The following is a 22,291-nucleotide window of genomic DNA, read 5'->3' as shown; positions in this document are numbered from 1 at the left end:
GCGACAATGGCGGCTCCCATGCCTGCTGACGATTCGCTCCTGCCTTATTCCCTCGCCCTGGTCGGCGCGCTGTGGATCGCGCTGGCCATCGACCGCTGGCTCGGCGAGCCGCGCGCCTACCTGCATCCCGTGGTGTGGATGGGCAACTACCTCGGCTGGATCGGATCGAGCGTCGCGCCGCTGCATCCCCGGGCGAAGCCGGTCGACCTGCCGGCCTTCCTCATCGGCGCGCTGACCTGGTGCATCGGCGCGATGGCCGTCTGGGGCGTGGCCTCGGCCTTGCAGGGCGCGATCGTGCAGTGGCTGCCCGCATGGGCGGTGGCCGTGCTGCTGGGCCTGCTGTTCAAGCCGCTGTTCGCATGGCGCATGCTGCGCGACGAGGTGCTGGCCGTCGAGGACGCTCTGGCCGTGTCGCTCGACGCGGGCCGCGCGCAACTAGCGCGGCTGGTGAGCCGCGACGTGGCCGGGCTCGGCGAGCGCGAGGTGCGTGAAAGCGCCATCGAGTCGCTCGCCGAGAACCTCAACGACTCGCTGGTGGCCCCGGTGTTCTGGTTCTTGCTGTTCGGCCTGCCGGGCGCCGCGGTCTACCGTTTCGCCAACACGGCGGATGCGATGTGGGGCTACCGCGGCGAACGCGGCGGGCGTGACTGGACATGGTTCGGCAAATGGGCCGCGCGCGCGGACGACGTGCTCTCCTGGGTGCCCGCGCGCATCACGGCATTGCTGCTTGCGCTGGCCGCCTGGCGCTGGCCGGCCGGGTTGCCTGAAGAGGCTCGTCGCACGCCGTCGCCCAACAGCGGCTGGCCGATGGCGGCGATGGCCTTGCTGCTCGGCGTTCGGCTGGCCAAGCCCGGCGTGTATGCGCTCAATGCCGAAGGGCGAGCGGTCGCCGCGGCCGACACCCGGCGTGCCGCGCAACTGGGCGCAAGGGCGGTCGTGGCTTGGGCGGTGTGTGCTTCGGCGGTCATCTTCGCGGTGATGGGGTGACGCGCGAATGACGCACGGCCTCATCCACGGCGGCCCCGACGCATCGGGCGCCGCGCCGCACGACTTCTCGACCAACGGCAACGCGGTGGGTGCGTGCCCGGCCGTTCTGGCCGCGCTGCGCGACGCCGACGCCGCGCATTACCCGGACCCGCGCTACACCGCCTTGCGCGACCGGCTCGCGGGCTTTCACGGCGTGGCGCCGGAGCGCATCGTGATCGCGGCCAGCGCGAGCGAATTCATCCACCGCATCAGCGCCGCCGTCGCGCAGGGCGGCGCCCGCACGGCCTGGCTGCCGGCCCACAGCTACGGCGACTACGAGCGCGCCGCGCGCGCCTGGGGCCTGCAGGTGCTGCGCGCGCCGGCGCCGTTCGATGCCGCCGGCTTGCGCTGGTGCTGCGAACCGTCGAGCCCGCTCGGGCAGCCGCAGGCCGATCTGGTGGCGCATGCGCAGGGCGAGGGCGGGCCTTGCGTGCTCGACATGGCCTACGAGCCGTTGCGCCTCGAAGGCCGTCCTTCGCTGGGCGCGGCGCAACGCGACCGCGTCTGGCAGATGTGGACGCCGAACAAGGCCATGGGCCTCACCGGCATCCGCGCCGCCTATGCCATCGCGCCCCTCGACGCCGTCGGCTCTCCGTTGATGGAGCGCCTCGAACTGCTGGCGCCCTCGTGGCCTCTGGGCACGCATGGCGTGGCGCTGCTGGAGGCATGGACCGGCAATGAAGCCCAGTGCTGGCTCGAACAAAGCCTGGACACCCTTCGCGAATGGAAAGCGCGGCAGCGCGCCGTGTGCGAGTCCCTCGGCTGGGAGTGCCTGCCCGGCGACGCGAACTTCTTCTGCGCGCGCACCGACGAGCCGTATCCCCGTGTCGCCACGGCACTGCGCGCGCAGGGCATCAAGCTGCGCGACTGCGCTTCGTTCGGCCTGCCGGGCCACGTGCGGCTGGGCGTGCTGCCGCCCGCGAGCCAGCAAGCCCTGAAGCAGGGGTGGACAAGCGCCGCACGCTCCCCCGAACATCCGTGCTGAGCCGACAACCGAAAAGAACCATGCTCTACGCCATCACCACGCTCTTTCTTTGCCAACTCGCCGGCGAACTGCTCGTGCAGTGGCTCAACCTGCCGATCCCGGGGCCGCTGATCGGCATGGTGCTGCTGTTCGTCGGCCTGCTGGTGCGCGGCCGCGTGCCGCAGTCGCTGGGCGACACCGCGGGCCATCTGCTGCGCAACCTGATGCTGCTCTTCATCCCCGCGGTGGCCGGCGTCATGCTGCACTTCGAGCGGGTGGGGCGCGAGTGGCTGCCGTTCCTCGCGGCAGGCATCGTGGGCGCGGCCTTCACCATGACGGTCACCGCGCTCACTTTCCGCTGGATGATCCGCATCACCGGCAAGGATGCGGAATGAGCGCACCTGCCAGGCTGTCCGAAATCTGGGTCTTCCTCGCGCAGTCGCCGCTGCTGTGGCTGTCGCTGACGCTGCTGGCGTACCTGGGCGCGCTGTGGCTGCACACGCGCAGCGGGCGCAATCCGGTGGTCAACCCGGTGCTGATATCGGTGATCGTCATCGTCTCCGTGCTGCTGCTCACCCGCACGCCCTACGACACGTATTTCGAGGGCGCGAAGTTCGTGCACTTCCTCATCGGCCCGGCCACGGTGGCGCTGGCGGTGCCGCTCTACGGGCAGGTCGGCCGGCTGCGCAGGCTGTGGCTGCCCATCGGAGTGGCGCTGCTGGTGGGTTCGGTCGCCGCCATTGTTTCGGCCATCGGCATCGCGTGGGTGCTGGGCGGCTCGCACGAGCTGATGATGTCGCTGGCACCCAAGTCGGCCACCATGCCGATCGCGATGGGCGTGGCCGAGAAGATCGGCGGCCTGCCGTCGCTTGCCGCGGTGGCGGCGGCCATTGCGGGCATCTCGGGCGCCATCATGGCCACCGGGCTCCTGAACCTGCTGCGCATACGCGAACCCGCGGTGCGCGGCTTTGCGGTCGGCATGGCTGCGCACGGCATCGGCACGGCGCGGGCCATCCAGGTCAACGAGACGGCGGGCGCGTTCTCCGCGCTGGCCATGGGGCTCAACGGCATCGCGACGGCGTTGCTGGTGCCGCTGATCGTCAGGCTGATGGGGGCCTGAGGCGCGTGCCGCGGTACTGGCCCAGATCCATCACCGAGCCGCGGCCGATGGAGCTCGTCTGGCCCGCGAAGCCGTACCTGGCCAGCTATGTGTCGGCCCTGAACCGGGGCTGGGCGCGCGACGAGTCGCGGCCCGAATCGGGCGCCGAGGAGCGCGCGGCCATCGAGGCCGATGCCGCGTTGTTCCTCGAGAACCTGGTGGACCGCGAGGCCAAGGGCCCGCCGGTCACGCTGCCCGACGGCTCGCGGGTGCCGCGCCTGCCGGGCTACAAGCTCTGGATGTGGGACGGCGAGTTCTGCGGCAGCATCGACCTGCGCTGGCAGCCCGGAACCATTGCCTTGCCGGTCTACTGCCTGGGCCATATCGGCTACAGCGTGGTGCCGTGGAAGCAGCGCAGGGGCTACGCGACGCGCGCGCTGGGCGCCATGCTCACGCTGGCCGCCGCCGAGGGGCTGAGCCGCGTCGAGATCACGACCAGCCCCGACAACTTCGCGTCGCAGAAGGTGATCCTGGCCAACGGCGGCGTGCAGGCCGAGACCTTCCTCACCCTGCCAAGCCAGGGCAGCCTGACCAAGTTCCGCTACTTCATCCATCTCTGACAACCGCCGACAGGCAAGGAGCGCCGCCCATGGCCCACTACACAGCCGAAGTCCTCTGGCAGCGAGGCGAGCAGGATTTCCTGGGCAACACCTACAGCCGGCGGCACACGCTGCGCTTCGACGGCGGGGCGGAGGTGCCGGCGTCGTCGTCGCCGCACGTGGTGCCGTTGCCCATGTCCGACGCCTCGGCCGTCGACCCGGAGGAAATGTTCGTCGCCTCGCTGTCGAACTGCCACATGCTGTGGTTCCTCACGATGGCGGTGAAGCGCAAGTTCGTGGTCGACCGCTACTTCGACGCGGCCGTCGGCACGATGGAAAAGAACGCCGAGGGAAAGATGGCCATGACCGTGGTCACGCTGCGGCCCGAGGTGCATTTCTCGGGCGAGCACTTGCCCACGCGCGAGCAGATCGACCAGATGCACCACCGCGCGCACGAAGAGTGCTTCATCGCGAATTCGGTCCGCACCGAGGTGCGCTGCGAGCCGGTGTACTGACCGGCCGACCGGCTTCAGCCCACCAGCGAACGGCTCTTCATCTCGAGCCGGGTGATCAGCCGCTGCAGCGCGGTTTCGGCGCCGGCCGGCAGAGCAACGAATCGGAATCCCAGCTGGTAGCGGATCGTGCCGTTCTCCAGCGTGGTGTCGCGCCGCGACACCAGCTGGATGTCGAGCGTGAGCTGGCCCAGCGTGCCGAGCGACAGTTCGCAGTCGAGCAGGCGCGTGCCCACCGGCAGTTCGGCCACGCGCTCGTCCTTGGTGCGCAGGCCGACGCCGCCGATCGACAGGTCCTGCACCTCGAAGCTGAACGGATCGCCCTTGGGCGGCAGGCGGCCCGAACAGGTGTACGAATCGAGGATGGGCGCGTCGACGCGGAAGTATTCGCGGCGCTGCATGTAGACCAGCACTTCGGGAAAGTCGGCCTCGAATGCGGGCATGCCTTCGTAGCGCACCTCGCGCGGCGTGCCGATGGAGAACTCGATGCGCACGCCTTCCGGCTGGGCCTGGAACAGGCAGCGCCGCGCCGCCAGCAGGCCCCGGTTCTGCTCGGGCTGCGAGCCCCAGTCGAAGGTGAAGACACGCCTGCGCAGATCGACGTCCAGCAGCTGCGTCACGAGCTGGCCGCCCGCGTACTGGACGGTGAGGTTGTTGCTGCGATTGACGAGATTGCGCAGCTGAACGCCGATTTCCGCCGGCGTGCGGCGTCCGAAATTGCCTGTGCTTTCGTCGGGCGCGTCGGCTTGGCCGTTCGACTGGTCTGTATCCATGAGCTTGCCGGTGTGTATGTTCTTGCGGGCGCGTACCAAGGCTCCTGCCGGGGCTGCTGCGCGGCCCCCGTGGGCCCGCGGCACGTGCCTCCAACCGGAAATCGCGACGCTTTCCGGAATCGGACCTCAGTTAATAGCGGCATCGGACGGCCAAGTTTTAGGGTCCGGCGCGAATTATCTTCTGCAAATGTGGCGCAATCAGCGCCGCTGCAGCCTCGGATTCTTCGCGAACAGCTCCGCGGCCCAGTCCACGAAGGCCCGTACCTTCGCGCTCAGGTGCCGGTTGGGCGGGTAGACCACGTGGATGGGCAGCGGGTCGCGGCTCCAGTCGGGCAGCACCTCGACCAGTTCGCCGCTTTCCAGCAGCGGCTCGGCCATGAAGGTGATGCACTGCGAAATGCCGAAGCCGCCCAGCACCGCCGTGATGTGCGCGTTGCTTTCGTTCACCGACACCCGGTAGGGCCCGTTCAGCTCGATCTGCTCGTCGCCCTTCTTGAACTCGTGCGGGTACACCCGCCGCGTGGTGCCCGAGAAATAGCTCACCACGTGGTGCCGCTTCTCGATGTCGTTCGGATGCTGCGGCATGCCGTAGCGCTTGATGTACGCCGGTGACGCCACGGTGACGAAGTGCAGCGTGCCGATGCGCCGCGCCACCAGCGACTGGTCGCTGAGTTCGCCCGCGCGGATCACGCAGTCGACGTTGTCGCTGATCAGGTCGACCGTGCGGTCGCTCACGCCCAGGTCGACCTGGATGTCGGGGTAGCGGTCGCAGAAGCTGGCCAGCGCGGGCAGGATGATGAGCCGCGCCACCGAGGTGCCGATGTCGATGCGCAGCCGCCCCGTGGGGTTGGCCTGCGCATTCGTCATGCTGGCTTCCATGTCGTCGAAGTCGTTCAGCAGGCGCGCGGCCCGCTCGAAGTACGCCGCGCCGTCGGGCGTGACCGTCACGCGGCGCGTGGTGCGGTTGAGCAGCTTGACCCGCAGGCGCGATTCCAGCGCCTGGATCTGCTTGGTGACGGTGCCTTTGGGCAGCGCGAGCGAGTCGGCGGCCCGGGTGAAAGTGCCTGCCTCCACGACGCGGACAAAGATCCGCATGGCCTGGATTTGATCCATTGAATGCCTGTTCTGGGATACCCGGCCCACACCGGGGGGAGCGGATTCTCACATATGCGGGCATTCCCCATGGCGCCCGGGATTGTTGTCGGTTTGGAAACAGAGTGGGGCCATGTTTCCTGTTTAAGGCCCCATGTAGCGCCTTATATTTCAACCATCGCCCATTCCCCCGAGGTCGCCCATGTCACCCGTTCCATCGTCCAGTTCAGCCGAAGCCGCAGCGCGCGCCGCGGCACAAGGCGTGGAAGCCGATCTGTCGATCGAGCTGCCCGGCCGTGAGCCGGTCGGCGCGCGGGTGTATGGCCAGCGCGCCAAGGGCGACGTGGTGCCGCTGGTGCTGCATTTCCACGGCGGCACCTTCGTGTGCGGCGGCCTGGACAACGGCCGCAACGTGGCCCGGCTGCTGGCCGGTGCCGGGGCGGTGGTGGTTTCGCTGGCCTACCCGCTGGCACCCCAGTCGCCGTTCCCGGAGCCGATCGAGGTGGGCTATGCCGCCCTCGAATGGCTCTACAAGCAGCGCACCAAGCTGGGCGGCAAGGGCGCGCAGGTCTACCTGGCCGGCGAGGAAGCCGGTGGCAACCTGGCCGCGGCCGTGGCGCTGATCGCCCGCGACCGGGCGCATCCGCCGGTGGCGGGGCAGATCCTGCTGTCGCCCATGCTGGACCCGTGCGCCGGCACCGCCTCGCTGCGCAAGGCCACCAACGACGCGGCCGAATGCCGCTGGGCCAGCGGCTGGGAAAAGTACCTGAGCTGCCCCTCGAACGCCACGCACCCCTATGCCGTGCCCAGCGGCTCGCTGCGGCTGTCGGCCCTGGCGCCCGCGCTGGTGCTGGTGGGGCAGGACGACGCCATGCGCGACGAGGCGCTGACCTTCGCGGGCCGCCTGCGCGCCGCCGGCATCGAGGTGACGAGCAGCGTGCTGCCCAGCGCCACCGACTGGCCGAAGGCGCTGTACGACACCGAGAACACGGCTTGCGTGGCCTGCGAGGCCACGGTGCAGCAGCACTTCCGTGATTTCTTCAGCGCCACCACGCCAAAGGCCGTGCCCAAGGGCACGGCGCCCAACCACCCCAGTTAGTAGCCGGCCGACCCCGTCCGCCTGATCGACACGCTGCCAGCGCGGCAGCGTGCGAGGGCCTCTTTTTTTCCGAAATCCGCCTCCTGGTGCCGAAAAGCACCGGGCTGGCCTGTTGCATCCCAAAAGTCATCGAGAAGGACGAACCATCATGTCGAACAACGAGAAAAAGCTGTCTTCCGCAACCCGCAAGGGCCTGTGGCCCGCCGTGACCGGCCTGACCGCGCTGCTGGCGGTGGCTGCAGCGGTGGTGGGCATGTACAGCTTCAAGGCCGAAGCCAACAACGCCCCGGCCGCGCCGCAGGCCACGCCGGTGTCGGTGGCGACCGTGGCTTCGAGCGAGATCAACGCCTGGGACGAGTTCTCGGGCCGGCTCGAGGCCGTCGAGCGCGTCGATGTGCGCTCCCGCGTCGCGGGCGCCGTGCAGTCGGTGCACTTCCGCGAAGGCGCGCTGGTGAAGCAGGGCGACCTGCTGGTGACCATCGACCCCGCGCCGTACGCGGCCGAGGTCGAGCGCGCCGAGGCGCAGGTAGCCTCCGCCCAGGCCCGCCAGTCGTTCAGCCGCAGCGAGCAGGAGCGCGCCAGGCGCCTGTGGGACGACAAGGCCATCGCCCAGCGTGAATTCGACGAGCGCGTGAACGCCGGCCGCGAAGCCGACGCCAACCTGCGCGCGGCGCAAGCCTCGCTGCAGTCGGCGCGCCTGAACCTGGGCTACACCCAGGTGCGCGCGCCGGTGTCGGGCCGCATCGGCCGCATCGAAGTGACGGTGGGCAACCTGGTGGCCGCCGGTCCGGGCGCCCCGGTGCTGACCACGCTGGTGTCGGTGAGCCCGATCTACGCGAGCTTCGACGCCGACGAGCAGGTCATCACCCGTGCCCTGAAGGAACTGCCCACCGGCTCCAGTGCCCGCGGCCAGATCGAGAGCATTCCCGTGCAGATGGGCACCGCCGGCCTCGACGGCACGCCCTTCACCGGCAAGCTGCAGCTGATCGACAACCAGGTCGACGCCAAGAGCGGCACGGTGCGCGTGCGTGCCTCGTTCGACAACAAGGACGGCGCGCTCATCCCCGGCCAGTTCGCCCGCATCCGCATGGGCCAGGCGCGCAGCGACAGCGCGCTGCTGGTGAGCGAGCGCGCCATCGGCACCGACCAGAACAAGAAGTTCGTGATGGTCGTGGGCGACGACAGCAAGGCCGCCTACCGCGAAGTGACGCTGGGCGCCTCCATCAACGGCCTGCGTGTCGTGAGCAAGGGCCTGAAGGCGGGTGACCGCGTCATCGTCAACGGCCTGCAGCACATCCGCCCGGGCGCGCTGGTGGCGCCGCAGCAAGTGACGATGGACGCCAAGGCCGACCCCAAGCAACAACAACCGGAACGCGTGGCCGAGGCCGCGAAGTCCTGATTTCGGAGGAGGGCGCTCCCGCGCCCGCCGGAGAACCAACATGAATCTCTCAAAATTCTTCATCGACCGGCCGATCTTTGCCGGCGTGCTGTCGCTATTGATGCTGATAGCCGGCCTGATCGCGCTGCGCGGGCTGCCGATCTCGGAGTACCCGGAAGTCGCGCCGCCTTCGGTGGTGGTGCGCGCCCAGTACCCCGGCGCCAACCCGAAGGTGATCGCCGAGACCGTCGCCACCCCGCTCGAAGAGCAGATCAACGGCGTCGAAGGCATGCTCTACATGGGCAGCCAGGCGACCACCGACGGCGTGCTGACGCTCACCGTCACCTTCCGCCTGGGCACCGACCCCGACAAGGCGCAGCAACTGGTGCAGAACCGCGTCTCGCAAGCCGAGCCGCGCCTGCCCGAGGAAGTGCGCCGGCTCGGCATCACGACCGTCAAGAGCGCGCCCGACCTGACGATGGTGGTCCACCTCGTCTCGCCCAACAACCGCTACGACATCAACTACCTGCGCAACTACGCGGTGCTGAACGTGAAGGACCCGCTGGCGCGCATCGAAGGCGTGGGCCAGGTGCAGATCTTCGGCGGCGGCGACTACTCCATGCGCGTGTGGCTCGACCCGCAGAAGGTCGCGCAGCGCGGCCTCTCGGCCAGCGACGTGGTGGCCGCCATCCGCGGCCAGAACGTGCAGGCCGCGGCCGGCGTGGTCGGCGCTTCGCCGGGCCTGTCGGGCGTGGACATGCAGCTCTCCATCAATGCGCAAGGGCGCCTGCAGAGCGAGGAAGAGTTCGGCGACATCATCGTCAAGAGCGGCACCGACGGCGCCGTGACCCGCCTGCGCGACATCGGCCGCCTGGAAATGGGCGCCGCCGACTACTCGCTGCGTTCGCTGCTGAACAACGACCCGGCCGTCGGCATGGGCGTGTTCCAGGCGCCGGGCTCCAATGCGCTCGACATCTCGGCCAACGTCCGCAAGACGATGGAAGAGCTCAACAAGAACATGCCCGAGGGCCTGGAATACCGCATCGCCTACGACCCGACGCAGTTCGTGCGCGCATCGATCGAATCGGTGATCCACACGCTGCTCGAAGCCATCATGCTGGTGGTGCTGGTCGTGATCCTGTTCCTGCAGACCTGGCGCGCTTCCATCATTCCGCTGCTGGCCGTGCCGGTGTCGGTGATCGGTACCTTCGCGGTGCTGCACGTGCTGGGTTTCTCGATCAACGCGCTGAGCCTGTTCGGGCTGGTGCTGGCCATCGGCATCGTGGTGGACGACGCCATCGTGGTGGTGGAGAACGTCGAACGCAACATCGAGGCCGGGCTCACGCCGCGTGAAGCCACATACCGCGCGATGCGCGAAGTGTCGGGTCCCATCATCGCCATCGCGCTGGTGCTGGTGGCCGTGTTCGTGCCGCTGGCTTTCATCAGCGGCCTCACGGGCCAGTTCTACCGCCAGTTCGCGGTGACGATCGCGATCTCGACGGTGATCTCGGCGATCAACTCGCTCACGCTGTCGCCTGCGCTTGCCGCCTTGCTGCTGCGCGGCCACGACCAGCCCAAGGACGCGCTCACGCGCGGCATGGACAAGGCTTTCGGCTGGCTGTTCCGCGGCTTCAACAGGCTGTTCCATCGCGGCTCCGAGGCCTACAGCGGCGGCGTGAAGAACGTCATCTCGCGCAAGGCGCTGATGCTGGCGATCTACGTCGCGCTCATCGCCGTGACCTTCGGCCTCTTCAAGGCGGTGCCCGGCGGCTTCGTGCCTGCGCAGGACAAGCAATACCTGATCGGTTTTGCCCAACTGCCCGACGGCGCCACGCTGGACCGCACCGACGAAGTGATCCAGCGCATGGGCGAGATCATGAAGAAGAACCCGAACGTGGAAGACGCCATCGCCTTCCCGGGCCTGTCGATCAACGGCTTCACCAACAGCTCGAACTCGGGCATCGTGTTCGCCACGCTCAAGCCCTTCGACCAGCGCAAGCGCCCCGACCAGAGCGGCGGCGCGGTGGCCGGCCAGCTCAACGGTGCCTTCGCCGGCATCCAGGACGCATTCATCGTGATGTTCCCGCCGCCGCCGGTGGCGGGCCTGGGCACCACGGGCGGCTTCAAGCTGCAGCTGGAAGACCGCGCCTCGGTGGGCTACGACCAGATGGACGCGGCGGTGAAGGCCTTCATGGCCAAGGCACAGCAGGCGCCCGAGCTGGCTGGCATGTTCACGAGCTGGCAGGTCAACGTGCCGCAGCTGTACGCGGACATCGACCGCACCAAGGCGCGCCAGCTCGGCGTGCCGGTGACGGACATCTTCGACACCATGCAGATCTACCTCGGCAGCCTGTATGCGAACGACTTCAACAAGTTCGGCCGCACCTACAGCGTGCGGGTGCAGGCCGATGCGCCTTACCGCGCCCGTGCCGAAGACGTAGGCCTGCTGAAGGTGCGCTCGACCTCGGGCGAGATGGTGCCGCTGTCGGCCCTGATGAAGGTCAACTCGACCTTCGGGCCGGAACGCGCCATGCGCTACAACGGCTACTTGGCCGCCGACATCAACGGCGGCCCGGCACCGGGCTACTCGTCGGGCCAGGCGCAGGACGCGATCACCAAGATCGCGGCCGAGACGCTGCCCAAGGGCGTGAGCTTCGAGTGGACCGAGCTGACGTACCAGGAAATCCTGGCCGGCAACTCCGCCTTCCTGGTGTTCCCGCTGGCCATCCTGCTGGTGTTCCTGGTGCTGGCCGCGCAGTACGAAAGCCTGACGCTGCCGATCGCGATCATCCTGATCGTGCCCATGGGCATCCTGGCCGCGATGACGGGCGTGTGGATATCGGGGGGTGACAACAACGTCTTCACGCAGATCGGGCTGATCGTGCTGGTGGGGCTGAGTGCGAAGAACGCGATTCTCATCGTGGAGTTCGCGCGGGAGCTGGAGTTTGCCGGCCGCACACCGGTGCAGGCCGCCATCGAAGCCAGCCGCCTGCGCCTGCGCCCGATTCTCATGACCTCGCTGGCCTTCGTGATGGGCGTGCTGCCCCTCGTGCTGTCGACCGGCGCGGGCTCGGAGATGCGCAAGGCCATGGGCGTGGCGGTGTTCGCCGGAATGATCGGCGTGACGGCCTTCGGCCTGTTCCTGACGCCGGTGTTCTACGTGCTGCTGCGCCGCCTGGCGGGCAACCGGCCGCTCAAGCTGCACGGCCAGGTGCCGCATGGCGAAGACTTCGTGTCGGCCGAGCATCCGGCCGCGCCGGCCCCTTCGTCGCACGGTGGTTCGGGTGGCGGCGGGCTGCACCCCGTGCCTGCGTCGCCGCGTCCTTCGCATGACGACTGATCAAGAAAGTTCATCATGAATATCCAAGCAAAGACTTTGGCGAGGCCCCTTCGCGCCGCCGTGCTGCCGCTGCTGGCCGCCCTGGCGCTGGCCGGCTGCGCCACCGTGCCTTCGGGCCTGCCCGAAATCACGACCACGGCCCAGTTCAAGGAACAGGGCAAGGACCAGGGCGCCACGCCGCCCGCCGGCTTCACGCGTGCCGTGCCTTCCGAGGCACAGTCGCGCGGCGCCTGGTGGCTGGTGTTCAACGATCCGACGCTCAATGCGCTGGTCGAGAAGGCGGACATCCACAACAACGACATCCAGGCCGCCGCCGCGCGGCTGGCCGAGGCCCGCGCGCTGGCGCGCACCGCCGACGCCGACCGCCTGCCGCAGATCGGCCTGGGCGCCGGCGCCAACCGCGGCGCGGGGCTGGACAAGGCCACGGCCAGCACCCGGCCGGCCACGATGACCAACATCGGCGCCACGTTCTCGTACGAGCTCGACCTGTTCGGCCGCCTCTCGGGCGCCAGCAACGCGGCCCGGCTCGACGCCGCGGGCCGCGAGGCGCTGCTGCAGAGCACCCGGCTCGCGATACAGGCGCAGACCGCGCAGACCTACCTGCAACTGCGCGCGCTCGATGCCGAACGCGCCCTGGTGCGCGAGCAGGTCGAGGCCTACCGCGACACGCTGCGCCTGTCGCAGCGCCGCGAGCAGGCCGGCGACATCGCCGAGCTCGACGTGGCGCGGGTGCAGACCGAGGTGTCGTCCACCGAGTCCGACGCGCTCGCGCTCGACCGGCAGCGCGCCCAGGTGGAGCATGCGCTGGCGGTGCTGGTGGGCGATTCGGCCTCCAGCTTCGGCCTGCGCACCGACGAGTGGTCGACGGTGCTGCCGAACATTCCGCCGGGCGTGCCCTCCACCGTGCTGATGCGCCGGCCCGACGTGTCGGCCGCACAGAGCGCCGTGCTGGCCGCGCAGGCCCGCGTGGGCGTGGTGCAGACCGCGTGGTTCCCCGACATCTCGCTGACCGGTGCCGCCGGCTACGCATCGCCCGAGATCGGCGACCTGTTCAAGTGGTCGGCCCGCTCGTGGGGCGTGGGCGCGCTGCTGTCGCTGCCCATCTTCGACGGCGGCCGCCGCGAGGCCGGCGTGCAGGGCGCCAACGCCCAGCTCGACGGCGCGCTGGCCAGCTACCGCACGCAGGCGCTGGTGGCGTTCCAGGAGGTCGAAGACCAGCTGGCGGCCATCCGCATCCTGCAGGAGCAGTCGGTGGTGCAGGCGCAGGCCGTGACCTCGGCCCAGCGCGCCACGAGTCTTTCGGACACGCGCTATCGCAACGGCTACATCAGCCAGCTCGACCTGCTGGACGCACGCCGCAGCGAGCTGCGCAACCGTCGGCAGGCGCTGCAGGTGAAGTCGGCGCAGTACCAGGCGGCCGTGGGGCTGATCCGCGCGATCGGCGGGAGCTGGGACGTGCCGGCGCCGGTGGCGGGCGCAGCTCCTGCGGCCGGGCAGGCCGTGGCCGCGCGCTGAGCGGCCGGGAAACGACAGAAGATTTGGAAAGAGTGAAAGCCTGAACGCTGCAAGGCGGTCTTTGCGCCGCCGTGGGTTCAGTCGGTATTGCCGGCTGTGCCTGCGGCGGCGCTTATTTTTTGCAGTTCCAGGACGCCCATCGCCAGCGCGTTGGAGTAGGTGGCCTGCGGCTTGGCGGCGGTGCGGTAGACCCGGTAGTCGAGGGTCTCGGATGCGTTGCCGCCGTGATGGGCTTCGAGAAGGGTCCAGAAAAACTGGCCCGGCTCGTGTTCCTCGACGGCTAGCGCCAAATCGTTCAAAACTGGCATGGTCCCTGAATGCTGTGCGTTGTGTGAGCCGTGTCTACGCATCAGAGCCACTTTTGGATTCAAGCGCAGCATTTGAAATGCTCCAGGTGTGAAAGATGTCTCATTTCGTCGCTCCGCCTGGACGGTTTTGGCGCTCAACGACAATTCGCCGATGAGTTCATCGGCAACAAACCGGCCGGCGCGGTGCGTCATGGTCCTCGGCACCACCAGCGGAGCCGGCAAGAGCTGGCTGGCCACGGCGCTGTGCCGCTGGTATGCGCGGCGCGGCCTGAAGGTGGCGCCGTTCAAGGCGCAGAACATGAGCAACAACGCCCGCGTGGTGGGCGGCGGAGAAATCGGCAGCGCCCAGTATTTCCAGGCCCTGGCCGCCAACGCCGTGCCCGACGTGCGCATGAACCCGCTGCTGCTCAAGCCCGAGCGCGACACCCGCAGCCAGGTGGTGCTGATGGGGCAGGTGAGCGAAGAGCTGTCGGCCCTGCCGTGGCGCGGGCGCAGCGAGCGCGTCTGGCCGCAGATCGCCCGGGCGCTCGACGAACTGCGCGCCGGGAACGACGTGGTGGTGATCGAAGGCGCCGGCTCGCCGGCCGAGATCAACCTCATGGCCAGCGACATCGTCAACATGCGCATCGCCCGCCATGCCCAGGCGCGCTGCCTGCTGGCGACCGACATCGACCGTGGCGGCGCCTTCGCGCACCTGTACGGGACCTGGGCGCTGCTGCCCGAGGCCGACCGCGCGCTGCTGCACGGCTTCGTGCTCAACAAGTTCCGGGGCGACGCCGCGCTGCTGGCCCCCGCGCCGCAGCAGCTGCAGGAACTGACCGGCGTGCCCACTGTGGCCACGCTGCCCATGTGGTGGCAGCACGGCCTGCCCGAGGAAGACGGCGTGTTCGACGACCGCAGCCGCGCGAGCGGCACCGTGACCCGCACGGTGGCGGTGGTGGCGTATCCGCGCATCAGCAACCTCGACGAATTCCAGGCGCTGAAGAACGTGCCGGGCGTGCGGCTGGTCTGGGCCCGCACGCCGGCCGACGTGGCGGGCGCCGACTGGATCTTGCTGCCCGGCTCCAAGAACACCAGCGGCGACCTGGCCTGGCTGCGCGCGCAGGGGCTCGACAGCGCCGTGGCCGCGCACGCCGAACGCGGCGGCGCGGTGCTGGGCATCTGCGGCGGCCTGCAGATGCTGGGCGAGGCGCTGGTCGATCCGCACGGCATCGACGGCAACGCGCCGGGGCTGGGCCTGCTGCCGCTGGTGACGGTGTTCGCGCGCGAGAAGACGGTGCGCCACCGCGCCGCCACCTTCGGCGAACTGGGCGGCGCCTGGGCCGCGCTGTCCGGCGTGCCGGTGGCCGGCTACGAAATCCACCACGGCCAGACGGCCGCCCATCCGCAGTTGGCGCACGACGGCCGGCCGGTGATGCCCGACGGGCTGGCCTGGCAGAACGCGCGCGGCAATGTGCTGGGTATCTACATGCACGGCCTGTTCGAAGACCCCGGCGCGCTTCATGCCTTGTTCGGCGCCTCGGCGCCCACGCTGGACGCCACCTTCGACGGCCTGGCCGATTTCATCGACACACACTTCGACGCCGGCGTGCTGGCCGGGCTGATTGCATGAACAACGACGACGACCTCATTCCCGCCATTCCCACCATTCCCGACCTCGCCGACGCAGCGCTGGCGGTGCGCCTGCAGAGCGCGCTCGACAACAAGACCAAGCCGCTCGGCGCGCTCGGCCGGCTGGAGGCGCTGGCCTTGCGCATCGGGCTGATCCTGGGCACCGAACTGCCGCTGCTCGAGGCGCCGCAGATGCTGGTCTGCGCGGGCGACCACGGGCTGGCGGCGCGCGGCGTCTCGGCCTATCCGAGCGACGTGACCTGGCAGATGGTCGAGAACTTCCTGGCCGGCGGCGCGGCGGTGAGCGTGCTGGCGCGCCAGCACGGGCTGGCGCTGACGGTGGTCGACTGCGGCGTGCGGCGCGACTTCCAGCCCCGGCCCGGCCTGGTCTCGCGCCGGATTGCCGCCGGCACGGCCGACGCCTCGGTCGGCCCGGCCATGAGCCCGGAGCAATGCGCCCAGGCCATCGCCAACGGGCGCGAAGTGGTGCGGGCGCTGCCGGGAAACGCCTTGCTGCTCGGCGAGATGGGCATCGGCAACAGCTCGTCGGCCGCGCTGCTGCTGTCGCGGCTGGGCGGCCTGCGCATCGACGACTGCACCGGCATCGGCACCGGGCTCGACGGCGCGGGGCTGGCGCGCAAGCGCGAAGTGCTGCGCCAGGTGCTCGCGCTGCACGCGGACGCGACGGCGCCGCTGGACGCGCTGGCGGCCTTCGGCGGCTTCGAGGTGGCCACGCTGGTCGGCGCCGTGCTGCAGGCGGCCGAAGAGCGCCGCGTGATCGTGGTCGATGGCTTCATCGCGAGCTCTGCCGTGCTGGTGGCGCAGGCCCTGCAGCCGCATGTGGCGCAGCGCTGCGTCGCCGCGCATTGCTCGGCCGAACCGGGCCACGTGCTGCTGCTCGAGCAACTGGGCCTGGAGCCGCTGCTGAACCTCGACCTGCGGCTGGGCGAAGGCTCCGGCGGGGCGCTGGCGTGGCCGCTGCTCGAATCGGCCTGCCGCATCCTGCGCGAAATGGCGAGCTTCGAGGCGGCGGGCGTGTCGCGCAAGGACGCATGAGCGGCATCAGGCACTTCCTGCTGGCATTGCAGTTCTTCACGCGGGTGCCCGTGACGGGCCCGCTCGCGGACTGGGTCGGCTTCAGTCCGCAGATGCTGCGCGCGAGCGCCGCGCATCTGCCGGGCATCGGCTGGCTGGTGGGCGGCGTGGCCGCCCTGGTCTTCACCGGCGTGGGCATGGGGTTGCCCGGCGTGGCGGGCGCGCTGGCGGCTGCGGTGCTGAGCACCGTCGCCACGGTGATGCTGACCGGCGCCTTCCATGAAGACGGACTGGCCGACGTGGCGGACGGCCTGGGCGGTTCGGCCCGGCGCGAAAGCGCGCTGGAAATCATGAAGGACTCGCGCATCGGCGCTTTCGGCGCGGTGGCGCTGGTGCTGGCGCTGGGCCTGAAGTTCGCGCTGCTCGCCACGCTGGCCGCGCGTGGGCTGCAGCCGGTGGCCATCGCCATCGTCGGTGCGCATGTGCTGTCGCGGCTGATGCCGCTGTTCCTGATCCGCTGGCTGCCTTATGTGGGCGACAGCGGCGCGAGCAAGGCCAAGCCGCTGGCGGACGCCATCAGCGGCGGCGCGCTGCTCATCGCCGTGCTGTGGACGGTGCCGGCCGTGGCCTTGCTGCTGCTGGCGCACGACGCAGTGCACGTCGGGGCGGCGGTGCTCATGGCCCTGCTGGCCGCGGGCTGGATGGCACGGCTTTTCATGCGGCGGTTGCAGGGCTTCACGGGCGACGGCCTGGGCGCGACCCAGCAGGTCTGCGAGCTCGCGATCTACCTGGCGCTGGCCTGGCGGGCATGAGCACGCTCTGGCTCCAGCGCCATGCCCCGGTGGTGGCCGAACCGGGCCTCTGCTACGGCGCCACGGACCTCGAAGCCGAAGCCGGCGCCACGCTGGACGCCGCCCGGCGCATCGCGCCGTTGCTGCCGGCCGGCACGCTGTTGTGCTGTTCGCCGCTGCGCCGCTGCGTCGCGCTGGCCGACGCCATCGCCTCTCTGCGGCCCGAGCTGCCGGTGCGGCGCGACGCAAGGCTGGCCGAGATGGATTTCGGCGCCTGGGAAGGCCGCGCGTGGGCCTCCATTCCGCGCGAAGACTTCGACGCCTGGACCGCCGATTTCGCGGACCTGCGCGTGGGCACCCACGGCGAGAGCGTGCGCGCCTTCATGGCGCGCATTGCCGCCGCGCACGACGAATGGCTGGCGCAGCGGCGCGACACGCTCTGGGTCACGCACTCCGGCGTGCTGCGCGCGGTGACGCTGCTGCAGCGCGGCATCCGTTGCCCGGCGGCAGCGGGCGACTGGCCCGGCGGCGAGATGCCGTTCGGCGGCTGGCTGACCTTCGGGCATCCGCCTTCCGCCTGACGGAGAGAGGTACCGGCGGCTACCTGCCGTCGTCGTCGCGCTCCGCCTCCTGCCGCATGCGCTGCGCGACGGCGCTGCGCCCGTGGGCGTCCAGCTTCATGTAGATGTTCTTCAGGTGCCACTTGACCGTGTCCAGCGACAGGCCGAGGGTCAACGCGATCTTCTTGTTGGGCAGCGACTGCAGCAGCAGCTCGGCGATCTCGGCTTCGCGCAGCGTGAGCTGGCTGCTCGGCCGGCGGTCGTCCCTGAAGCGCGGCACCGGTGCGGGCTCGGCGCTCGCGTCGCGTTGCGATTGCGCCAGCGCCTCGATGCGTTCGATGAAGAACGACAGCACCGGGTCGAGATTGGGAATCGTGGTCGCGGTGCGGATCAGCTCCAGGGCGTTGTCGTGCGCGCCGAGCAGTGTGGCCAGCAGCCCCAGCCTGTGGCCCAGGCGCAGGGCCGCACACACGCGCGCCCTCGACGCTTCGGCGCGCCCGAGCCTGCGCTCGACCTCGGCCGCCTGGAGCTGGAGCGCGGCGACGAAGCCGATCTGCCCGCGTTGCCCGTAGCGGTGCGAGAGGGTTTCGATCTTCGCCAGCGTGGGCAGCAGTTCGCCGTCGTGCATCGCCAGCCAGATGCGCGCCTGCTCCACGACGTCGGCGATGCGCCGCAGGGTGCCGGGCTCGACGCCCGGGTGCCGGCTCTGCAGCACTTCCAGTTCCTGCAACGACGCCCGTGCCGCTTCGGCGTCCTTGCCCGCCAGCTGGATCCTGAACTGCTCCAGCAGCACGCAGGCCAGTGCGCGGTCCATGCCGAAACGCCCCAGGAAGCTCGCGGCCTGCGCCAGATGCTCCAGCGCCTCGCGCCGTCGGCCGGCGGCCTGCTGCGCGCGGTTCGACACGATGATCATGCGCAGGGCGGTGTCCGGAATCAGGCCGTCGGGCGCGCCCAGCTGTTCCTGGATGAAGCGCGCCGCCACCAGGGGACCGTGCTGCTCGTAGAGCACCTCGACAAGCAACTGCGCGGTCAGCCGCTCGGCCTCGGCGCAGCGCGCGCCGCGTTCCTGCGCTTCGTTCAGCACCTGGCGGTAGATGCGCTCCGCGCGGTGCATCTGGCCCTCGACCGCATACGACAGGCCGACGAGGCAGCGTCCCATCAGCGAACCGAACAGGGTGCCGACCATCGGTTCGCCGTCCACCCGCGGCGTCGGCTCGTCGCGCTGTATGCGCCGCGCCTGCTCGAACTCGCCGCGGTGCAGGTAGAGCCAGGTGAGCACGTTGCGCCGTCCGGCCAGCGCGAAGTCGTCGGCTCCCGGCGGCGGGGCCAGCAGTTCCGGCAGCAGCTGCGAGAGCGCGTCGTTGTCGTCGTTGCGGATGGCGAGCAGGCAGCTCAGCAGCGTGAGCCGGTAGCGCATGTCCGGCGCAAGATCCGGCGCGCGATCCGGCGCGCGATCCGGCGCACGATCCGGCGTAATGGCGCCCGCCTGTCCGCGCAGCCGCTCGATGCTGCGCGCGCAGTCGTCCAGGCGGTAGTCGGCCAGTTCGACCCAGGCCATCCAGAGAGCGAGATTGGTGTTGTCGCCGACGGTCCGGGCGTCGAGCTGGCGCACCAGCGCGATCACCTCGTTCATCCGGCCCTGGGTGAACAGGGCCGCCGCGCCGCGCTCGGCCAGCCGGGCGGCCGTCTCGCGGTGGCCGGCGGCCAGCGCATGCCGCACGGCCTGGTGGTGCAGGCCGCGCAGCGCGAACACCTGGCAGGCCGTGGCATGCACCCGCAGGCGCTCCGCCTCCGGCCAGGCCTCGAAGCGCGTCAGCAGCACGCTGCGCAGCAGCGGGTGCATGTGCCACCAGCGTTCGCGCGGCGGTGCGGCGTCTTGTGCTTCCAGCGGTTCGGGTGTTTCCGGCACTTCCGGCGGGGAGGACAGCAGGCCTTCGCGCGCCAGCGGTTCCAGCAGCTCCGAGCACAGAGTGGGCGTGTAGCCGGCACCCGCCAGGTCGGCGCACAGCAGCGCGTTGAAGCGGGTGGCGGCGGCGCAGCAGGTGAGCAGGCGCAGTTGCGTGGCCGAAAGGCGGGAGAACACGTGCGCGTGGAAGTACGCGGCAAAGGGCTCGGGGTCGGGCACGCCGTGGACCAGGGGCGACGACTGCACCCCGCGCCGCCGGCGCACGTCGGCGCTGGCCAGCCGCAACAGGGCCGGCCATCCTTCGGTGAGCCGGTGGATCGCCGTGGCGGCGCGTTCGTCCAGGTCGGGCAGGCGCATGTCGAGGTAGTCGATCGACTCCGCAAGGCTGAAGCGCAGGTCGTCCCTGCGCAGCTCCAGCACCGTCTTGGAACCCGGGGTGTGCGCCAGCGTCATCGGCAGCTCTTGCTGGCTTGCGAAGACGCACAGCAGGTTGGGCGGCGCGTATTCGACGAGCAGTTGCAGCGCGTGCAGCACGTTCTCGCTCTGCGCGCAGTGCACGTCGTCCACGATCAGCACCACCTTGCGGCCGTGCGCGGCGATGCCCCGCACCAGCGCGATGACCAGCCGCTCGATGGCGTAGGCATCGGGGCGGGCGTGTGCCACCGCCTGCCGGGTGATGGCGGCATCGATGGCGCCCAGTGCCGCCATCAGGGCGGTCATGAAATGAAGGTCGCCCTCGGGAACGTCGGCGAGCCTGAGCCAGGCGATATCGGTTTGCGCCGAGACCAGTTCGCGCTGCCATGTGAGCAGGAGCGAACTCTTGCCGAAGCCGGCGGGCGCCCGAAGCACGACACAGCGGCGCGTGCCCGGCCCGGCGAGCCGGTCGAGCAGGCTCTGGCGGACCAGCAGCCGGCGGCTGCGGCTGCGGGCGCGCAGTGCGGTCGCGCCGGGGGAGAGGTCGGATTGCATCCGTGTGAATTTTCATTCATCCGGCGCCCGCTGAAACACATGTATCCGGGTTTGCCCATCCCACCCTTCAGGGGTGGGGTGGCGCATGCCGGGGCCGCCGATGACGAAGGGGAGACCACGCAACTTTTTTTGAGGAAGCCACATGCTCGATCTTTCGAATCTCAGGATTGGAGCCCGCCTCGGGCTGGGTTTTGCGCTGTTGCTGCTGCTCCAGCTGGTCATCACCGGCATCGGCCTGCACCAGATGGCCAATCTTTCGCAGCGCATCGCCTTCGCGACCGAGGTCGGCCAGCGCAAGCTCGACGAGCTCAACAGCGTGCAGTCCGCCATCGGCAAGCGCGCCATCGCGGCGCGCAACCTGGCGCTGGTGAAAGATTCGGCCGGGCAGAAAGGAGACATGGAGCTCGTCGGCAGTTCGCAGCGCGAGATCGACGCCGGCCTGCAGGGCATGGCCGCGGTGATGGCCGACCCGGCCGCCTCGACCCCGGAGGAGCGCCAGATGCTCGAGAAGCTGCGCGCGCTCGAGGCGCAGTACCTGCCCATTGCCGGCAACGTGGTCGCGCTCGCCACCTCGCACCAGACCGAGGCGGCAGTCTGGGTGCTGACCCAGGAATGCATGCCGCTGCTGAACCAGGTGCTGGCGCATGTCGCGGCCTTCCAGGCGCAGCTGAAGAAAAGCGCCGACGAAAGCACCGCGTCGACCCAGGCCGCGTACCAGCGCGCCAAGTGGCTGATCGTGTGGATCAGCTGCGCCTCGTTGGTCGGCGGGCTGCTGCTGGCCTTTCGCATGACGCGCTCGATCACGCGGCCGCTCGGGCAGGCGGTGACGGTGGCGCAGCAGGTGGCGTCGGGCGACCTGACGGCGCGCATCGAGGTGGCCGATTCCTCGGAATCCGGCATGCTGATGCGCGCGCTGCGCTCCATGAACGACGAGCTGGCCAAGGTGGTGGGGCAGGTGCGCGACGGCACTGATTCCATCGCCACGGCGTCGAGCCAGATCGCCTCGGGCAACCGCGACCTGTCTTCGCGCACCGAGGCTCAGGCCAGCTCGCTGGAGCAGACGGCGGCCTCCATGCAGGAGCTGACCTCCACCGTCAAGCAGAACGCCGACAACGCGCGGCTGGCCAACCAGCTGGCCGACTCGGCCTCGCAGGTGGCTTCGCGCGGCGGCGCGGTGGTGGACCAGGTGGTGGAGAAGATGGCGTCCATCAACGCCTCGTCGCGCAAGGTGGTGGAGATCATCGGCGTGATCGACGGCATCTCGTTCCAGACCAACATCCTCGCGCTGAACGCGGCGGTGGAGGCGGCGCGTGCCGGCGAGCAGGGGCGGGGCTTCGCGGTGGTGGCCTCGGAGGTGCGCAGCCTGGCGCAGCGCTCGGCCGCGGCCGCGAAGGAAATCAAGACGCTGATCGGCGACTCGGTGGGCGAGGTCGCGGCCGGCAGCACGCTGGTCAATGAAGCCGGCAAGACCATGGAAGAGATCATGGGCAGCGTGCGGCGGGTGACGGACATCATGGCGGAGATCACCGCGGCCAGCCAGGAGCAGTCGGCCGGCATCGAGCAGGTGAACGACGCCATCAAGCAGATGGACCGCACCACGCAGCAGAACGCCGCGTTGGTCGAGCAGGCCTCGGCCGCCGCGCAGTCGATGAACGATCAGGCCGCGGGCCTGGTGCATGCGGTGCGCATGTTCAAGCTGGCCTGAGTGCCGCCT

The 22,291-nt window shown here is 69.9% G+C and carries 19 protein-coding genes; 15 read left to right on the top strand and 4 right to left on the bottom strand.

Features of this window, described 5'->3' with window-relative positions; translation table 11 throughout:
* Positions 1-6: 6 nt before the first annotated feature.
* From cbiB to AC1RVW_RS08760, 6 genes are read left to right on the top strand one after another with little or no spacing between them, the layout of a single operon-like run.
* Complete coding sequence (gene cbiB, locus AC1RVW_RS08785) at positions 7-987, top strand: adenosylcobinamide-phosphate synthase CbiB (RefSeq protein ID WP_493199332.1); 981 nt, start codon at positions 7-9, stop codon at positions 985-987.
* A gap of 7 nt (positions 988-994) precedes the next feature.
* Positions 995-2,011, top strand: a complete 1,017-nt coding sequence (locus AC1RVW_RS08780; RefSeq protein WP_106934721.1) for an aminotransferase class I/II-fold pyridoxal phosphate-dependent enzyme — start codon at positions 995-997, stop codon at positions 2,009-2,011.
* Between the two features lie 20 nt (positions 2,012-2,031).
* Complete coding sequence (locus tag AC1RVW_RS08775) at positions 2,032-2,385, top strand: CidA/LrgA family protein (protein ID WP_285411726.1); 354 nt, start codon at positions 2,032-2,034, stop codon at positions 2,383-2,385.
* On the top strand, positions 2,382-3,110 hold the full coding sequence (locus tag AC1RVW_RS08770; protein ID WP_081271219.1) for an LrgB family protein: 729 nt from the start codon (positions 2,382-2,384) through the stop codon (positions 3,108-3,110). The genes AC1RVW_RS08775 and AC1RVW_RS08770 overlap by 4 nt, the downstream gene beginning before the upstream one ends.
* 47 nt (positions 3,111-3,157) lie before the next feature.
* Positions 3,158-3,709 carry a GNAT family N-acetyltransferase gene (locus AC1RVW_RS08765; RefSeq protein WP_493199328.1) on the top strand — a complete coding sequence of 184 codons (552 nt, stop codon included), beginning with the start codon at positions 3,158-3,160 and terminating at the stop codon, positions 3,707-3,709.
* Between the two features lie 29 nt (positions 3,710-3,738).
* On the top strand, positions 3,739-4,203 hold the full coding sequence (locus AC1RVW_RS08760) for an OsmC family protein (protein ID WP_106934718.1): 465 nt from the start codon (positions 3,739-3,741) through the stop codon (positions 4,201-4,203).
* Between the two features lie 14 nt (positions 4,204-4,217).
* Here the strand turns inward: AC1RVW_RS08760 and AC1RVW_RS08755 are convergent, their stop codons facing one another.
* Together AC1RVW_RS08755 and AC1RVW_RS08750 are read right to left on the bottom strand one after the other, a co-directional pair.
* Positions 4,218-4,973, bottom strand: a complete 756-nt coding sequence (locus AC1RVW_RS08755; protein WP_106937466.1) for a flagellar brake protein — start codon at positions 4,971-4,973, stop codon at positions 4,218-4,220.
* Between the two features lie 198 nt (positions 4,974-5,171).
* Positions 5,172-6,086, bottom strand: coding sequence for a LysR family transcriptional regulator (locus AC1RVW_RS08750; RefSeq protein WP_081271222.1), 915 nt, complete (start codon positions 6,084-6,086; stop codon positions 5,172-5,174).
* A gap of 181 nt (positions 6,087-6,267) precedes the next feature.
* Here AC1RVW_RS08750 and AC1RVW_RS08745 point away from each other — a divergent pair, with 181 nt between their 5' ends.
* The 4 genes from AC1RVW_RS08745 to AC1RVW_RS08730 all read left to right on the top strand — a co-directional run bounded on the left by AC1RVW_RS08745 (position 6,268) and on the right by AC1RVW_RS08730 (position 13,397).
* The gene (locus tag AC1RVW_RS08745; protein ID WP_493199325.1) at positions 6,268-7,164 is read left to right on the top strand and encodes an alpha/beta hydrolase; all 897 of its coding nucleotides are present in this window, start codon (positions 6,268-6,270) and stop codon (positions 7,162-7,164) included.
* 148 nt (positions 7,165-7,312) lie between these two features.
* Positions 7,313-8,563, top strand: a complete 1,251-nt coding sequence (locus AC1RVW_RS08740) for an efflux RND transporter periplasmic adaptor subunit (protein ID WP_081271224.1) — start codon at positions 7,313-7,315, stop codon at positions 8,561-8,563.
* A gap of 40 nt (positions 8,564-8,603) precedes the next feature.
* Positions 8,604-11,882: an efflux RND transporter permease subunit gene (locus AC1RVW_RS08735; protein WP_081271225.1), complete on the top strand. Its 3,279-nt coding sequence runs from the start codon at positions 8,604-8,606 to the stop codon at positions 11,880-11,882.
* 15 nt (positions 11,883-11,897) lie between these two features.
* Complete coding sequence (locus AC1RVW_RS08730; RefSeq protein WP_493199322.1) at positions 11,898-13,397, top strand: efflux transporter outer membrane subunit; 1,500 nt, start codon at positions 11,898-11,900, stop codon at positions 13,395-13,397.
* Between the two features lie 77 nt (positions 13,398-13,474).
* Here the strand turns inward: AC1RVW_RS08730 and AC1RVW_RS08725 are convergent, their stop codons facing one another.
* Positions 13,475-13,897, bottom strand: a complete 423-nt coding sequence (locus AC1RVW_RS08725; RefSeq protein ID WP_493199320.1) for a hypothetical protein — start codon at positions 13,895-13,897, stop codon at positions 13,475-13,477.
* On the opposite strand from AC1RVW_RS08725, the gene AC1RVW_RS08720 reads away from it, so the two are divergent.
* The 4 genes from AC1RVW_RS08720 to AC1RVW_RS08705 are packed head-to-tail and all read left to right on the top strand — an operon-like array spanning position 13,857 to position 17,723.
* Positions 13,857-15,317, top strand: a complete 1,461-nt coding sequence (locus AC1RVW_RS08720; RefSeq protein WP_493199318.1) for a cobyric acid synthase — start codon at positions 13,857-13,859, stop codon at positions 15,315-15,317. The two genes, AC1RVW_RS08725 and AC1RVW_RS08720, sit on opposite strands and share 41 nt — an antisense overlap.
* Positions 15,314-16,372, top strand: coding sequence for a nicotinate-nucleotide--dimethylbenzimidazole phosphoribosyltransferase (cobT, locus tag AC1RVW_RS08715; RefSeq protein WP_493199316.1), 1,059 nt, complete (start codon positions 15,314-15,316; stop codon positions 16,370-16,372). Before AC1RVW_RS08720 ends, cobT begins: the two co-directional genes overlap by 4 nt.
* Positions 16,369-17,163 carry an adenosylcobinamide-GDP ribazoletransferase gene (locus AC1RVW_RS08710; RefSeq protein WP_493199314.1) on the top strand — a complete coding sequence of 265 codons (795 nt, stop codon included), beginning with the start codon at positions 16,369-16,371 and terminating at the stop codon, positions 17,161-17,163. Before cobT ends, AC1RVW_RS08710 begins: the two co-directional genes overlap by 4 nt.
* Positions 17,160-17,723, top strand: a complete 564-nt coding sequence (locus tag AC1RVW_RS08705) for a histidine phosphatase family protein (RefSeq protein WP_493199312.1) — start codon at positions 17,160-17,162, stop codon at positions 17,721-17,723. Before AC1RVW_RS08710 ends, AC1RVW_RS08705 begins: the two co-directional genes overlap by 4 nt.
* Positions 17,724-17,742: 19 nt before the next feature.
* On the opposite strand, the gene AC1RVW_RS08700 is transcribed toward AC1RVW_RS08705, so the two are convergent.
* Complete coding sequence (locus AC1RVW_RS08700; RefSeq protein ID WP_493199310.1) at positions 17,743-20,577, bottom strand: LuxR C-terminal-related transcriptional regulator; 2,835 nt, start codon at positions 20,575-20,577, stop codon at positions 17,743-17,745.
* Between the two features lie 142 nt (positions 20,578-20,719).
* On the opposite strand from AC1RVW_RS08700, the gene AC1RVW_RS08695 reads away from it, so the two are divergent.
* Positions 20,720-22,282 carry a methyl-accepting chemotaxis protein gene (locus tag AC1RVW_RS08695; protein ID WP_493199308.1) on the top strand — a complete coding sequence of 521 codons (1,563 nt, stop codon included), beginning with the start codon at positions 20,720-20,722 and terminating at the stop codon, positions 22,280-22,282.
* Positions 22,283-22,291: the final 9 nt, after the last annotated feature.

It is taken from the genome of Variovorax sp. MPBD4-3 (assembly GCF_058809745.1).
The sequence above is the reverse complement of the archived record's forward strand: the minus strand, read 5'-3'. Positions and strand labels throughout refer to the sequence as shown.

What these genes read in the sequence shown, in the direction of transcription:
- AC1RVW_RS08730 (WP_493199322.1), top strand. Translation starts at nt 11,898, where the DNA reads ATGAATATCCAAGCAAAGACTTTGGCGAGGCCCCTTCGCGCCGCCGTG.
- AC1RVW_RS08705 (WP_493199312.1), top strand. Translation starts at nt 17,160, where the DNA reads ATGAGCACGCTCTGGCTCCAGCGCCATGCCCCGGTGGTGGCCGAACCG.
- AC1RVW_RS08755 (WP_106937466.1), bottom strand. Translation starts at nt 4,973, where the DNA reads ATGGATACAGACCAGTCGAACGGCCAAGCCGACGCGCCCGACGAAAGC.
- AC1RVW_RS08710 (WP_493199314.1), top strand. Translation starts at nt 16,369, where the DNA reads ATGAGCGGCATCAGGCACTTCCTGCTGGCATTGCAGTTCTTCACGCGG.
- AC1RVW_RS08765 (WP_493199328.1), top strand. Translation starts at nt 3,158, where the DNA reads ATGGAGCTCGTCTGGCCCGCGAAGCCGTACCTGGCCAGCTATGTGTCG.
- cobT (WP_493199316.1), top strand. Translation starts at nt 15,314, where the DNA reads ATGAACAACGACGACGACCTCATTCCCGCCATTCCCACCATTCCCGAC.
- AC1RVW_RS08740 (WP_081271224.1), top strand. Translation starts at nt 7,313, where the DNA reads ATGTCGAACAACGAGAAAAAGCTGTCTTCCGCAACCCGCAAGGGCCTG.
- AC1RVW_RS08725 (WP_493199320.1), bottom strand. Translation starts at nt 13,897, where the DNA reads ATGACGCACCGCGCCGGCCGGTTTGTTGCCGATGAACTCATCGGCGAA.
- AC1RVW_RS08695 (WP_493199308.1), top strand. Translation starts at nt 20,720, where the DNA reads ATGCTCGATCTTTCGAATCTCAGGATTGGAGCCCGCCTCGGGCTGGGT.
- AC1RVW_RS08720 (WP_493199318.1), top strand. Translation starts at nt 13,857, where the DNA reads ATGAGTTCATCGGCAACAAACCGGCCGGCGCGGTGCGTCATGGTCCTC.
- AC1RVW_RS08745 (WP_493199325.1), top strand. Translation starts at nt 6,268, where the DNA reads ATGTCACCCGTTCCATCGTCCAGTTCAGCCGAAGCCGCAGCGCGCGCC.
- cbiB (WP_493199332.1), top strand. Translation starts at nt 7, where the DNA reads ATGGCGGCTCCCATGCCTGCTGACGATTCGCTCCTGCCTTATTCCCTC.
- AC1RVW_RS08735 (WP_081271225.1), top strand. Translation starts at nt 8,604, where the DNA reads ATGAATCTCTCAAAATTCTTCATCGACCGGCCGATCTTTGCCGGCGTG.
- AC1RVW_RS08700 (WP_493199310.1), bottom strand. Translation starts at nt 20,577, where the DNA reads ATGCAATCCGACCTCTCCCCCGGCGCGACCGCACTGCGCGCCCGCAGC.
- AC1RVW_RS08770 (WP_081271219.1), top strand. Translation starts at nt 2,382, where the DNA reads ATGAGCGCACCTGCCAGGCTGTCCGAAATCTGGGTCTTCCTCGCGCAG.
- AC1RVW_RS08760 (WP_106934718.1), top strand. Translation starts at nt 3,739, where the DNA reads ATGGCCCACTACACAGCCGAAGTCCTCTGGCAGCGAGGCGAGCAGGAT.
- AC1RVW_RS08780 (WP_106934721.1), top strand. Translation starts at nt 995, where the DNA reads ATGACGCACGGCCTCATCCACGGCGGCCCCGACGCATCGGGCGCCGCG.
- AC1RVW_RS08750 (WP_081271222.1), bottom strand. Translation starts at nt 6,086, where the DNA reads ATGGATCAAATCCAGGCCATGCGGATCTTTGTCCGCGTCGTGGAGGCA.
- AC1RVW_RS08775 (WP_285411726.1), top strand. Translation starts at nt 2,032, where the DNA reads ATGCTCTACGCCATCACCACGCTCTTTCTTTGCCAACTCGCCGGCGAA.